This is a genomic window from Paenibacillus stellifer (assembly GCF_000758685.1).
Classification (GTDB): domain Bacteria; phylum Bacillota; class Bacilli; order Paenibacillales; family Paenibacillaceae; genus Paenibacillus_AQ; species Paenibacillus_AQ stellifer.
In genome coordinates, this window is sequence record NZ_CP009286.1 from 1477762 (window position 1) to 1490031 (window position 12270).

Consider the following 12270-nt stretch of genomic DNA (forward strand, 5'->3'; position numbering starts at 1 on the left):
ATGGCTAGAAGAGCAGTGGAGCAGGAGTTGTCGAGGGAACGTATTTTGGAGGCGGCAAGACACCTATTTATTACCAAGGGATACAGGGCCATCTCCATGCGCAGTATAGGTCAGCATTTGGGATACAGCCACGGGTCACTGTATTATCATTTTAAGGAAAAAGCCGAGCTGTTCTATGCGATTGTCGTAGAGGACTTCAATTATGTTGCTTCTCTGCTGGGCGATGCAATGAACAGAGCGCCTGAAACGGGGATTAACAAGGTGGAGCAGCTGCTTCTGGAGTTTATCCAGTTCGGGATCGACCATCCGTATCAGTATGAGATCATGTTCATGATCCGCGACGAAGAGCTGCTGGCATATTGTCGAGCGGAACAGGGAAAGTGTTTTGACTTGTTCTCCAGCATGGTGCGTCGGCATCTGAAGGAAGAAGGCTATGTGCCGGAAGACTGGCAGAGCGTGCCTTTGACCTTGTACTTGTCCGCGCACGGGTTCATTTCCTACTACATCCAGGATAAAATCAATTTCGAAGATGTGAAGGCGGAAGCTCTGTCCCATGTGAAGGTGTTGTGCCGGAATTTGTAATTCGTCACGCTTTTATGCTTTAGGGCTGTGAATTGGTAATTGGGCAGTTCTTTTATCCGTAAAAGCGCGAAAGCTGGATTACAGCTTTGGATGAGCGTGTCCACAGAGACAGCGGGCGCCTTTCCCTGCCGGGAAGGGCGCCCTTTCGGTTGATCGCTTCTCAACCTTCCAAAATTTTCACCATATATTGACGCCGTCTCGGGCCGTCGAACTCGCAGAAGTAGATGCCCTGCCAGCGTCCCAGCAGCAGCTCTCCCTCATGTATGATGAGATGCTGCGAAGGTCCGGCCATAATCGATTTGAGATGTGCGGCCGTATTGCCTTCCGCATGCCGGTACTTAGGATGTTCCCAAGGAAATACTTCGTCCAGCAGCAACAGACAATCATGTTTGACGTCGGGATCGGCGTTCTCATTGATGGCAATTCCGGCAGTCGTGTGGGGACAATAGACAAGAGCCAACCCCTCGCGGACCCCGCTTTTTCTGACATGAGCATTTTGCATTAATCTAAGCCCTTGTTACACAAAGCAATTTTGAGCATAAAAAAGGACTTCACCCCAACTTGGAGAAGTTTTCAAGTGACCAAACGAGAAAACCCAAGGGAGTGAAGTCACTATGTATATTCTCCAAGAAAGTCTATTTTCCTTTGAAGAGCTTCAAAAAATCGAATCGAAAGAGCGATTGCCCATCTTTTTCAGCGCTTTGGACCTGCGACCTTACGCAAGAGAATTGAGAAATCCCTCACCCCGAGGAGCAGACGGACACTGTCGTCAAGGCATTCTTCGCGCGCTACTCGCAGCTCCTTTAGAGAATATCGATACGTTCACCGGCCTAGCGCGCAGACTAAAGTTTGACCTCCGTTTCCGTTACCAATGTGGGCTTCGACTGGATATCCCCGCTCCTTCGATTTCTACATTAAGTCGAGTCTTTGCCGAGTTGACTGGCAAAGGCCTTGCCAAGCAGTTGTTTGAGGATCTTGTGACTCAGTGCCAAGAAGCTGGAATCATCGACGGAACTCATGTCGCTATCGACAGCGCCGCTATTCACGCTTACGAGAAAAAGGAACCCAAGCGAAAAAGTGAACTCACCGGCAATGCCAACTGGGGTGCCAAGTTTGACACCTTTGGCAACAAAGTCAAGTGGTTTGGCTATAAGTTGCATCTGGCCGTCGATGCCAAAAGTGAACTTCCCATGGCGCTCAAGGTGACCTCTGCCCATGTGAACGACGGAGACGAAGGGCCTGCACTCATGACGACTGTCGCTGCGAAATCTAAAGTGAAATTCTTCATGCTGGATGCGGGCTACGACCAAATAAAAAACTACGAGGCCGCCCGGAACGTCAAGGCGCAAGCCATTATTCCGCTGAATCCACGGAATGAAAAGGAACCGCCAGCGGGGATTACCCGCAAAGGCACGCCCTGTTGTTCGATGGGATTTCCCATGACGTATTGGGGACAGGAAAAGGTGCATTTAAAATTCCGTTGTCCACATGCGACAGGTCAAGTGGATTGTCCTTTGGGCATGGCCGCTTGTTCGTCCTCCAATTATGGAATGGTGGTTAAAATCAACAGTCAAACGGATCTCCGGCGTTATGCGCTACCGCATCGGGAAAGCCGAGGCTGGAAGGAACTTTACAATAAACGAACCAGTGTAGAACGCTGCAATTCTCGAATGAAGACCTATTTAACTGCAGACCAGCTTCACGTCTGGGGGATTCAAAAAGTGACAACTCACCAATATTTAAATGCGATTGTGTTACTTGCCTCTGCGCTTGCCATTGCGAAGCAACGAGTACAGAACGCCGCTTAAAAACTTCCGATTCATTGAAATTCTGTCCGTCTGTCTATTTTTCACTCCACTCTCACAACACTGAGATTTCGTTGTAACCTAACTTTGACTTTAAATCAAAATATGAATTATGCAAAATGCTCACATAAGAAACAACCTCTCTCGTAATATCCCGCAGCTCGTCCCGTTTGCTCGTTGAAATTTCGAAGGTTTGCAGCATAGAGGGCTCCCCTTTCATGATTGGGTTTCGATCGGTTCCAGACTTATTTTACCGCAAAAAAGACTGAAAGTAATTGACGGTAGCAAGAGTAGGGTGGTAAAGTATAAATTAATTATTAAACCCAGTATGTTAATAGGAATTATAAATGGATTTTTTGCTTTTTAAATGCCGACCCGTCAACCGGAGGTAGGAGGAACTTTGCCCGTGAATTCGCTGTTAAGACACAAAGGATGGACCTGGGGATTCAGATCGACCATCCTGCTCTATTTCGTCGTATTGATCGTGCTGCCGATACTCGGCGTCTATTACAACTCGTTCTCGCTGGGCTTCGCCAATTTCATGGAGAGCATCTCCGATCCGATCGCATGGAAATCGGTGATCCTGACGCTGCAGCTCGCGCTTGCGGCCACCATTATTAATGTCGTGCTTGGCACCATGATCGCCTGGGTGCTCATACGCTATAAATTTCCGGGGAGATCGCTGCTGAACAGCCTGGTCGATCTGCCCTTCGCACTGCCGACAGCTGTTGGCGGCCTGATGATTCTGCTCCTGCTCGGACCGGGAAGCCTGATCGGCGGCATCGCTGATAAGCTGGGCTTCGAAATCGTCTTTCACCGGCCGGCGATCGTCATCGCCATGGTATTCGTTACTTTCCCTTTCGTCATTCGCGCGGTGCAGCCGCTGCTGGAGGAGCTTGATCCGTCGGAGGAGGAAGCGGCCTACACGATGGGCGCATCGGGCAGCCGGGTGTTCCGGCAGGTCATCCTTCCCTCTATGGTACCTGGAATGGTCGGGGGCGGGATGCTCGCATTCTCAAGAGCACTGGCCGAATTCGGGGCCGTTGTTCTGGTAGCAGGCAATATTCCGGGGCGCACGCTCGTATCCTCCGTGTTCATTTACGGCGAGGTGGAGAGCGACAATCCGACCGGTGCCGCGGCCGTGTCCGTCATTCTGTTGACCTTGTCCTTCCTGATCCTGTGGCTGATCAATGTGGTACAGATGAGGGGGAGACGGGCATGAGAAGATTATGGATCGGAATTACGTATGTGGTGTTCTTTCTTCTAATTGCGGCTCCTCTGGGCAAAATGATCTCGAACGCCTTCAGCGGCGGGCTGTCCGGCTTCCGGGATGCGCTGAGCAGGCCAGAGGCGCTGCACGCGCTGCTTATGACCGCGCTCGTTGTAATCGCCGTAACCGTACTGAATACGCTGTTCGGCGTCATGACCGCGCTGTATCTGGTCCGTGCTAATTGGCTGGGGCCCCGGCTGAAGAGCCTGCTCAACAGCGTGGTGGATCTGCCATATGCGGTATCCCCCGTTATCGGCGGTCTGATGATCGTGCTGCTGCTGGGGCCGGACAGCGCGCTCGGCGTTCTTTTTGAAAAAATCGGCTTCCAAATCGTCTATGCCTTTCCCGGCATGGTAATTGCCACGCTGTTCGTCACATTCCCACTTATGGTCCGGGAGGTCATGCCGGTCTTGCAGGAAATCGGCGGACAGCAGGAGGAAGCCGCCTCCACACTGGGCGCTTACGGCTGGACGACCTTCTGGAAGGTCACCTGGCCATCGATCCAATGGGCGGTCTTCTACGGCGTCATCCTGACAGTGGCTCGTTCGCTCGGGGAGTTCGGCGCCGTGCTGGTCGTGTCGGGCAGCATCATGAACAAGACCCAGACGGCAACGACACTGGTCTATCAAGATGTGGAGAATTTCAATGTAACGGCGGCGGGCGGCGTCGCACTCATTTTGGCCGCTTTTTCAGTAGGACTCCTGCTGCTCATGGAATGGAGCAAGAAAAGAAAGGAAGTGCATTGACATGCATGTGGAAGTACGCGGTCTGAACAAGCATTTTGGAGATTTTCATGCGGTGAAGGATGTCGGCTTCGAAATTACAAAAGGACATTTAATTGGCCTGCTCGGCCCAAGCGGCGGCGGCAAAACGTCCATTCTCCGGATGCTGGCGGGACTTGAGTCGCCTGATTCCGGCGAAATCGTCTTCCACGGACAAGTCGTAAATAATCTTCCGCCGCAGGAGCGCGGGATCGGCTTTGTGTTTCAGAACTATGCGCTGTTCAAGCATATGACGGTATACGATAACATCGCCTTTGGACTTAAAGTGAAGAAAGTGAACAAGAGCCAAATCCGCGATCGCGTTATGGAACTGGTCGAGCTGACCGGTCTTAAGGGCTTTGAGAAGCGGTATCCGCAGCAGCTGTCCGGCGGGCAGCGCCAGCGGGTGGCCTTCGCACGGGCGCTCGCACCGGAGCCTCAGCTGCTCCTCCTCGACGAACCGTTCGCCGCGATCGATGCGAAGATCCGCCAGGAGCTTCGTTCCTGGCTGCGGGAGCTGATTGAGCGTGTCGGCATCACCTCCATTTTTGTAACGCATGACCAGGATGAGGCGATCGAGGTAGCGGACGAGATTATGATCATTAACCAGGGCCGCCTGGAGCAGAAGGGCACGCCTTGGGATATTTATAAGGAACCGAAGACAACGTTCGTGGCGACTTTTATCGGGGAATCAACCCTGATTGAGAATGCATCCGAGCTGAAGGGCTTCAAACAGGCGGGAAGCGGACAGCCGAACAAAGCCTTGATCCGTCCCGAATACATCGAGATCGGACAGCTTCATGAGTTCAAAGTAGCTTCCGCTACGGAAAAAGGGATCGTCAAGCATCTGCAATTCCGGGGCAGCGAATGGCTTGTCGAGGTGGAAGTGAACGGCCACAAGCTGGTGACTTACCGGTCGCTTGAGAAGGAGACGCTGGAAGTGGGCCAGGAAATCGCCGTGCTCGTGCACCGCGCTTACCTGTTCAATGACGAGCGCAGCTGGATTCAGGAGAACAGCCTGAAGACCGACCCGATGCCGGTCTACATTTAATACAGGAAGCTGGACACTGCGCATTTATTAAGGAATGGGGCTAGGAAATGAAGCTTAGGAGTAGGAGCAGACAACTGCACGCCTGGCTTGCCGTCCTGCTGCTGGCACTGACGCTCTCCGGATGCGGGGGCGGCAATAATGCAGCGGCGGATACGGCACCAAAAAGCGATGTGACCCTGGTCATCGGCGCTTATAGCGTAGCGAAGGATGCGATGGCGGATATTCTGCCGCTGTTCGCGGAGAAATGGAAGGCGGAAACCGGACAGTCGATTTCATTCCAGCAGTCATATGAGGCTTCCGGAACGCAGGCCCGGGCGATTGCCGGCGGGTTCGAAGCGGATGTGACGCTGCTCGCCATGGAAGGCGATGTCGACAGGCTCGTCAAGGCGGGTCTGGTCAAGGACAACTGGAAGGATCGCGGCGCGGACGGCATGGTGACGCGTTCAATCGTCGTACTCGGCACCCGTGAGGGGAATCCGAAAGGGATTAAGGATTTTAGCGATTTGACGAAACCCGGAATCAAAGTGCTGTACCCTAATCCGAAGACCTCCGGAGGCGCGCAGTGGGATATCAATGCCATCTACGGCGCGGGTTTGAAGCAGTCCGAGGAGAAGGAAGGAGCTAAGGACCCCGCTGCCGCCAAAGCGTTCCTGGCGAGTGTTCATGCCAATATAGAGTCGCTCGACAAGAGCGGACGTGCCTCTATGGCGGCTTTTGAATACGGCGTGGGCGACGTCATTGTCACCTACGAGAACGAGTTGCTGGCGCGGATCGCCCAGGGCGTGAAGTACGAAGTCGTCATTCCGAAGAATACCATTCTGATCGAGAACCCGGCTGCTGTCGTAGACAAGTATGTCGACAAGCATGGAACGCGGGCCGCCGCCGAGGCGTTCGTCAATTTCCTGATGACGCCGGAGGCGCAGGAAGTATTCGCCAAGCATGGCTTCCGTCCGGTGGATCAGAATGTATACAAGGAGAATGCAAGCCGCTTCCCGGTTCCAGAAGGATTGTTCGATATAAGCTATCTGGGCGGCTGGAACGAGGTGAGAAGCACCCTGTACTCGAAAAAGGGAGTCTGGTATCAGGTGCTGGCCGGCATTTAAGTGCGGATGCTGGGCGTGAGCTGGGGCTTCGCACCGGTCCCGTCTTCTGTCTTTCGAGCAACTCATTCGAATTAGGAGCAGGCCGTCTTCGGAAGAAGGCGGCCTTTTTGCATTTGCCTGTTTTACATTTGAAATTTCACAATCGAAATCATCATTAGAGTGATAGCGCTTCCCTGTTCTATAATAGGGGACAAGCATTTTCGGACCATCAGAAAGAAATGATAATATGGCATATAGAAGGGAGAGAACGTTATGGATACATTGGTGTTTTTGGGAACGGGCGACGCGATGGGCACGCCCAGAGTGTACTGCGGCTGTGAGGTGTGCGAGGAAGCGAGAGCGGGCGGAATCAACGCGCGGCTGCGTTCCTCCGTCATGATCGAAGGGAAGGACGATTTCTTGGTGATCGACTGCGGGCCGGACTGGCGGCGGCAGATGGAAGCTCTGGACATTCGCTTGATGCGCAGACTGCTGATTACCCACGGCCATTTCGACCATATCGGCGGGCTGCCGGAATGGGCGGACGCCTGCCGATGGACCGGAATCAAGGGCGAGCTGTACACGCCCGCCGAGGTCATTCCGGTCATTCTGCGGCAGTATCCGTGGCTTGGCAACCAGCTCAACATCATCCCCATGGACGGCGGAATTGCGCTGGACGGCTGGCATATCTCCTCCTGGCGCGTCAACCATGGCAAGAACGGCTACTCCTATGCGTTCCGGCTGGAGAAGGAAGGCTATGCCTGGGTGTACTGCCCGGACTCGATCTCTCTCGGAGAAGAGGAAACCCGGCTCATGCGGGATGCCGATCTGCTGGTGCTGGGCACGAGCTTCTACCATGAGGAAGCCGAGCTGTCGACCCGCTCCGTCTACGATATGACCGAGGCCGCAGAGCTGCTGCAGGACATCAAGCCGGGCCGGACGTTCTACACGCATATGTCGCATGACGTCGATCTGCGGAAGGCCTATGTGCTGCCTGAGCGGGTGGAGCTTGCACGGACGGGACTGAGAGTGAAGCTGGGCCGCTGACGCGTCCAGCCGGGAGATCAAGGCTGCCGGTGTGGAATCATTCAGTTGAAGCCCTTAATCCGGTTGGCTTAAATCGGGCTTACTCGCTGCCAACGGGCCGGGATGAACTGGCGCTCAGGCATGCGGCGGCATGCCGGCCGATGGCCGATATGGCTTCTCTGGCTTCCGGAATCAGGTAAGCGAACAGATGGAAGACGCTCCACATCGGCTCATATACCTCCAGCTGTACTTCCACGCCGGCTGCTTCCGCTTTGGCGGCGAGCCGGACCGCATCGTCGAGCAGCACTTCCTGGCCGCCGGCCTGGATCAGCAGGGGAGGCAGGCCGGCAAGGTCCATGCGCAGCGGCGAGAGGATTTCCGGAATCTCGCCATACCAATCCTGCAGGTAATCCAGCAGGATACGCTTGCTGGTCTCCAGGCTGCCGGTCGGGTCGCATTCGCGGCGGGTGACGTAGGACCCGCCGTCCAGATGGACCAGATCCGCGTGCGGCGAGACCAGAAAGGCTCCCGCCGGCATCTCTTCGCCGGCGTCCCGCAGGGCAAGCAGCGTCATCAGGACCAGGCTTGCCCCCACGGAATCGCCGCCGAGCACGATGTCGTCCGGCGAATACCCGGCCCCGAGCAGCCAGTGGTAGGCGGCCAGGGCATCTTCATTGGCCGCCGGGTAAGGGTGCTCGGGGGCGAGCCGGTATTCCGGGACGAGCACCCGGATACCGGCGGCTTCCGCGAGGCGGCCCGCCAGCTCGCGGTAGAAGGCGCAGCTTCCCGCCGTGAAGCCTCCGCCGTGCAGGTACAGCACGGCCTTGCCGGCCAGGGCGGGAGCGGGCTCGCCGCAGCTTACCCATTCGCCGCGAATATGCCCGAACACGGCCTCATGGAATTGCAGGCCGGGCAGCGGGGGGCGCCGAACGGCTTCCTGCTCCAGCGCCTCCCGGATCTGGACATGATCATGGCCAGCCTGCCGGGTGTTTTGTCTTAAGGCTTCTTTGATTGCTTCAAGTATTTGTGAATCGCTAGTTTCCACTTGAGAATTCCTCCTTGACTTGGGATGGCTTCATTCTAAAGCCTGTAGCAAGAAACAAGGTCAAGGGGTGTATCTCTATTCCTACATTTCTACATACGGAGAATGGATTTGACCGTCTGGATGTCAGGATGGACCTGCTCTGCGGTAAGGGCCTGTTTAAGCCCGGCCAGATTTTGGCGGGTCTGCTCCCTGAGCTCGATCTCGCGGAGCAGCGTCTCCATTTTCCTGTCGATTATTGCCGTGAAGTCCTCCAGCCGGATTCCCTGGTCCTGCGATTTGCCGAGCGCCTTGCGGATTTCCTTGATCGTGAAGCCGCACTGCTTGGCGTTGCCGATGAACGTAAGCCGGATCAGCACATCCTCGGAGTACAGCCGGTAACCGGCGGCAGAGCGCCCGGGAGGCGGAATCAAACCCTGCTGCTCATAATAGCGCAGCGTCTCGGCATGAAGCCCGCTTCGTTTGGCGAGCTCCCCGCGTGTATATGTCGTCATACTTTCAGTATCACCCCCGTCCTAACTCAAGTATAGGCTAAGTCTGAACACCGATAAATCCCAAAAGATGGAGAGGATTGCCGTGAACGGAAATCAGCAATTTAACCCGATTTTACTGTCTTTTCCCGAGAGCTTTGAGACCGAGCGGCTTGTCATTCGCGCTCCGCGCTGGGGCGAAGGCGGCTCCATCAATGAAGCGGTTCTGGAAAGCCTGGAGGAGCTGCGGCCCTGGATGCCTTTTGCCCGGAAGGCACCGACTATGGATGAATCCGAGGCTTTTACCCGTCAGGCCCGTCTGGATTTTCTGAAACGCACCGAGCTGCATATGCGCCTGTTTCACAAGGAAACGGGACACTTCATCGGCTGCAGCGGTTTGCATCGGATTGACTGGGACATCCGCAGCTTTGAGATCGGCTACTGGATCAGGACATCTTGCGCGGGACAAGGCTATGTAACGGAGGCCGTGAACGGAATTTCGGATTTTGCCATAACGGAGCTTGAGGCGAACCGGATCGAAATCCGCTGCAGCGACCGGAATGCGAGAAGCGCGGCGGTCGCCGAGCGGGCGGGTTTCAAGCTGGAGGCGGTGCTGCGGAATAGCCGGAGGGGAGAGAGCGGGGAACTGGAGAGCAGCCGGATTTATGCCAAGGTCAGAGGCTCCGAGTTCTAGCGGAGGAGGCTTTGAATGGCGATAGAAGAATGAAAGCGGGATGAAGATGAAAGAAACAAGATGAGCCGGATGAAGCGCCTGCTGGCGACCGCTTTGCGGGACATTTCCCCCGGAAATATATTAAACGCAAAAGAGCGGATGTGCGCGAAAGGCGCATACCCGCTCTTTTTTACTAATGCATAGTCATGCCGCCTGTAACATTGATCGCCTGTCCCGTCATGTAGGAGGCCAGCGGGCTTGCCAGAAACAGCACGACGCGGGCGACGTCCTCCGGCTGGGCTGTCCGGCCAAGCGGAACCTGCGAGCAGTCCTCGGCCAATATGTCCTCGGGCGTCATGCCCCGAAGCTGCGCCCCTTCCACGCGCTCACGCCGCTTCATATCGGTCTCCACAATGCCCGGGCAGACCGCGTTGACCAAAATCTGTTCCTTCGCCAGCTCCAAAGCCATGACCTTGGTGAAACCCAGAACAGCATGCTTGGAGGCGACGTATCCTCCCATGCAGCGGTAGCCGTTCTTGCCGGCCTGGGAGGAGATATTGATGATTCTGCCCCCGGTTCCCTGCCGCAGCATTTGCGCGGCTCCCGCCTGAGACACCAGATAAGTGCCCTTGGCGTTGACATCCATCATCCGGTCCCAGTCGGCCTCTTTAATATGTACCGCGTAATCCATGGCTGAGGTTCCGGTGTTGTTCACAACATAGTCGATTTGGCCAAAGGTCTCTACGGCAAAAGAAATCAAACGCACCGCATCGCTGGCCTTGGATACATCGCAGCGGATGGCGGCAAGACGGTCGCCTAACCGGGCCTCTCCGGCTTGCGCGATATCTCCGATGACAACATTGGCTCCGGCTTCGAGGAACAGATCCGCGACGCCCTTGCCGATTCCGGATAATCCGCCGGTCACAACCAGCGTTTTGCCGGTCAGATCGATAGTCAGCATACCGTTCCCGCTCTCCTTTTATTTTCGAACAAAGGGATCGTCGCTAATGCCGGATTCAAGGACGAGCTTCGCGTATTCTTTGGCTCCGAACAGGGAATGGTCCTTGTAGTTTCCGCATTCCAGCGGGCTCACTGCCGGCACAGTCTCCGTTTCGAGCACCTTGTGGAGCACTTTCGTCAGCGCTGCGGCGACATCGGCCGGAGAATGCTCGTCCCAGATGATCAGATAGAAGCCGGTGCGGCAGCCCATTGGAGAAATATCGATAATGCCCGGAAGCTCGTCGCGCAAATAGGTGGCAAGAAGATGCTCAAGCGTATGGAGAGCTGCTGTCGGCACCGCGTCCGCATTGGGCTGCAGCAGTCGCAGATCATATTTTTGTACAATGCCGCCTTTGCCGTTCCGTTCGGTTCCGGCAATTCTGACATACGGGGCGATAACTTTGGTGTGGTCCAACTGGAAGCTTTCAACTTGTGCCATGAGGTTCATCCTTTCAAGACGTGATGGTTTTATTCAAAGTAACACACTCGGATTTTCTTGTAAACATAAAATTCATATATATCCGATGAGATAAATAAAAATTACTTAACATGCTTATTGACACGTATTAATAGGCGTAATATGATATAAACCAATTAATTCCGACAAAAATAATAGGTTAAGGGGAGATTGGGAATGAAGAGAAAAAACAAATTGTTGTGGACGCCGCTGCTGCTGGCTGCTATGACCGCCGTTGTGGTGCTGTCAGGCTGCGGTTCCAATTCTGACGCGGCTTCCTCGAATTCTGCAGACGGGAAACAAGAGACCAAGACGCTGAGGATCAGCTTCAACCCGGGACCTTATAGCGATCAATTCAAAAAGGGCGTTGCTCCGTATTTGGAGAAGAAAGGCTATGAAATTACATATAAAGAGTTCACCGATGGTATCCAGCCGAATGTGGCTGTAGCGAACGGAGAGATTGACGCCAATGTCTTTCAGCACTCTCTCTATCTGGAATCGATCAACAAGCGGGAAAAAATCGATTTGGTAGGGGTGGTACAGGTTCCGACTCCTCCGATGGGCCTGTACTCCAAGAAGCACCAGAGTCTGGACGAGATCCCGGACGGCGCGCAGGTCAATCTCCCCAACGAGCCGGTCAACATGCTCCGGGCGCTGACGATTCTGAAAGAGGTCGGCTGGATCACACTGAAGGATAATATTGATCCGCTGCAGACTTCCATTAACGATGTGACTTCCAACCCGCACAACATCAAATTTGTGCCGACGGAGCCGGCACAGGGGCCGCAGGCGCTTCAGGACGTCGACTATGCCGCCATTCAGGGGAATTTCGCCATCGCGAACAACATCAAACTCACTACAGCGCTTAAGCTTGAGAATATGACCGATCCGTTCACGAATATCGTGGCAGTCGCCAGCAAGAACAAAGACAAACAGTTCGTAAAGGATATTATCGACGGCTATCATTCCCAGGAGTTCAAGGATTATATCAAAACGAATTCCGCATACGAGGGCTATCATCTGCCGGCTTATTTCAATGAATAGGAAGTGTA

At 54.6% G+C, this 12270-nt stretch carries 14 protein-coding genes; 9 read left to right on the forward strand and 5 right to left on the reverse strand.

Features of this window, described 5'->3' with window-relative positions; translation table 11 throughout:
- On the forward strand, positions 1–582 hold the full coding sequence (locus PSTEL_RS06720) for a TetR/AcrR family transcriptional regulator (protein WP_038694371.1): 582 nt from the start codon (positions 1–3) through the stop codon (positions 580–582).
- A 160-nt stretch (positions 583–742) separates the two neighbouring features.
- On the opposite strand, the gene PSTEL_RS06725 is transcribed toward PSTEL_RS06720, so the two are convergent.
- Positions 743–1084 carry a secondary thiamine-phosphate synthase enzyme YjbQ gene (locus PSTEL_RS06725; RefSeq protein WP_052098240.1) on the reverse strand — a complete coding sequence of 114 codons (342 nt, stop codon included), beginning with the start codon at positions 1082–1084 and terminating at the stop codon, positions 743–745.
- Positions 1085–1196: 112 nt separating this feature from the next.
- Here PSTEL_RS06725 and PSTEL_RS06730 point away from each other — a divergent pair, with 112 nt between their 5' ends.
- The 6 genes from PSTEL_RS06730 (at position 1197) to PSTEL_RS06755 (ending at position 7598) form a co-directional block, all read left to right on the forward strand.
- The gene (locus PSTEL_RS06730; protein ID WP_038694187.1) at positions 1197–2390 is read left to right on the forward strand and encodes a transposase; all 1194 of its coding nucleotides are present in this window, start codon (positions 1197–1199) and stop codon (positions 2388–2390) included.
- 403 nt (positions 2391–2793) lie between these two features.
- Positions 2794–3609 carry a sulfate ABC transporter permease subunit CysT gene (gene cysT / locus PSTEL_RS06735; protein ID WP_038694372.1) on the forward strand — a complete coding sequence of 272 codons (816 nt, stop codon included), beginning with the start codon at positions 2794–2796 and terminating at the stop codon, positions 3607–3609.
- Positions 3606–4403 (forward strand): sulfate ABC transporter permease subunit, encoded by a 798-nt coding sequence (locus tag PSTEL_RS06740; RefSeq protein WP_038694373.1) that lies wholly within the window; start codon positions 3606–3608, stop codon positions 4401–4403. The genes cysT and PSTEL_RS06740 overlap by 4 nt, the downstream gene beginning before the upstream one ends.
- A gap of 1 nt (position 4404) precedes the next feature.
- The gene (locus PSTEL_RS06745; protein WP_038694374.1) at positions 4405–5469 is read left to right on the forward strand and encodes a sulfate/molybdate ABC transporter ATP-binding protein; all 1065 of its coding nucleotides are present in this window, start codon (positions 4405–4407) and stop codon (positions 5467–5469) included.
- A 47-nt stretch (positions 5470–5516) separates the two neighbouring features.
- Complete coding sequence (locus PSTEL_RS06750) at positions 5517–6572, forward strand: sulfate ABC transporter substrate-binding protein (RefSeq protein ID WP_038694375.1); 1056 nt, start codon at positions 5517–5519, stop codon at positions 6570–6572.
- A gap of 252 nt (positions 6573–6824) precedes the next feature.
- Positions 6825–7598, forward strand: a complete 774-nt coding sequence (locus PSTEL_RS06755; RefSeq protein ID WP_038694376.1) for an MBL fold metallo-hydrolase — start codon at positions 6825–6827, stop codon at positions 7596–7598.
- Positions 7599–7677: 79 nt separating this feature from the next.
- Here PSTEL_RS06755 and PSTEL_RS06760 read toward each other — a convergent pair whose 3' ends face one another.
- Positions 7678–8622, reverse strand: a complete 945-nt coding sequence (locus tag PSTEL_RS06760; protein WP_052098241.1) for an alpha/beta hydrolase — start codon at positions 8620–8622, stop codon at positions 7678–7680.
- An 89-nt stretch (positions 8623–8711) separates the two neighbouring features.
- The gene (locus PSTEL_RS26075; RefSeq protein WP_052098242.1) at positions 8712–9113 is read right to left on the reverse strand and encodes a MerR family transcriptional regulator; all 402 of its coding nucleotides are present in this window, start codon (positions 9111–9113) and stop codon (positions 8712–8714) included.
- A gap of 82 nt (positions 9114–9195) precedes the next feature.
- Here PSTEL_RS26075 and PSTEL_RS06770 point away from each other — a divergent pair, with 82 nt between their 5' ends.
- Positions 9196–9783 carry a GNAT family N-acetyltransferase gene (locus tag PSTEL_RS06770; protein ID WP_038694377.1) on the forward strand — a complete coding sequence of 196 codons (588 nt, stop codon included), beginning with the start codon at positions 9196–9198 and terminating at the stop codon, positions 9781–9783.
- 172 nt (positions 9784–9955) lie between these two features.
- Here PSTEL_RS06770 and PSTEL_RS06775 read toward each other — a convergent pair whose 3' ends face one another.
- Both PSTEL_RS06775 and PSTEL_RS06780 read right to left on the reverse strand, forming a co-directional pair.
- The gene (locus PSTEL_RS06775; protein WP_038694378.1) at positions 9956–10723 is read right to left on the reverse strand and encodes an SDR family NAD(P)-dependent oxidoreductase; all 768 of its coding nucleotides are present in this window, start codon (positions 10721–10723) and stop codon (positions 9956–9958) included.
- 18 nt (positions 10724–10741) lie between these two features.
- Positions 10742–11200, reverse strand: a complete 459-nt coding sequence (locus PSTEL_RS06780) for an S-ribosylhomocysteine lyase (protein WP_038694379.1) — start codon at positions 11198–11200, stop codon at positions 10742–10744.
- A gap of 195 nt (positions 11201–11395) precedes the next feature.
- Here PSTEL_RS06780 and PSTEL_RS06785 point away from each other — a divergent pair, with 195 nt between their 5' ends.
- Positions 11396–12262, forward strand: coding sequence for a MetQ/NlpA family ABC transporter substrate-binding protein (locus PSTEL_RS06785; RefSeq protein ID WP_084064790.1), 867 nt, complete (start codon positions 11396–11398; stop codon positions 12260–12262).
- The last annotated feature ends 8 nt before the right edge of the window (positions 12263–12270 follow it).

Coding starts and splice junctions, on each gene's coding strand:
- PSTEL_RS06780 (WP_038694379.1), bottom strand. CDS start 11,200: ATGGCACAAGTTGAAAGCTTCCAGTTGGACCACACCAAAGTTATCGCC.
- PSTEL_RS06750 (WP_038694375.1), top strand. CDS start 5,517: ATGAAGCTTAGGAGTAGGAGCAGACAACTGCACGCCTGGCTTGCCGTC.
- PSTEL_RS26075 (WP_052098242.1), bottom strand. CDS start 9,113: ATGACGACATATACACGCGGGGAGCTCGCCAAACGAAGCGGGCTTCAT.
- PSTEL_RS06755 (WP_038694376.1), top strand. CDS start 6,825: ATGGATACATTGGTGTTTTTGGGAACGGGCGACGCGATGGGCACGCCC.
- PSTEL_RS06720 (WP_038694371.1), top strand. CDS start 1: ATGGCTAGAAGAGCAGTGGAGCAGGAGTTGTCGAGGGAACGTATTTTG.
- PSTEL_RS06745 (WP_038694374.1), top strand. CDS start 4,405: ATGCATGTGGAAGTACGCGGTCTGAACAAGCATTTTGGAGATTTTCAT.
- PSTEL_RS06740 (WP_038694373.1), top strand. CDS start 3,606: ATGAGAAGATTATGGATCGGAATTACGTATGTGGTGTTCTTTCTTCTA.
- PSTEL_RS06730 (WP_038694187.1), top strand. CDS start 1,197: ATGTATATTCTCCAAGAAAGTCTATTTTCCTTTGAAGAGCTTCAAAAA.
- PSTEL_RS06775 (WP_038694378.1), bottom strand. CDS start 10,723: ATGCTGACTATCGATCTGACCGGCAAAACGCTGGTTGTGACCGGCGGA.
- PSTEL_RS06725 (WP_052098240.1), bottom strand. CDS start 1,084: ATGCAAAATGCTCATGTCAGAAAAAGCGGGGTCCGCGAGGGGTTGGCT.
- PSTEL_RS06785 (WP_084064790.1), top strand. CDS start 11,396: ATGAAGAGAAAAAACAAATTGTTGTGGACGCCGCTGCTGCTGGCTGCT.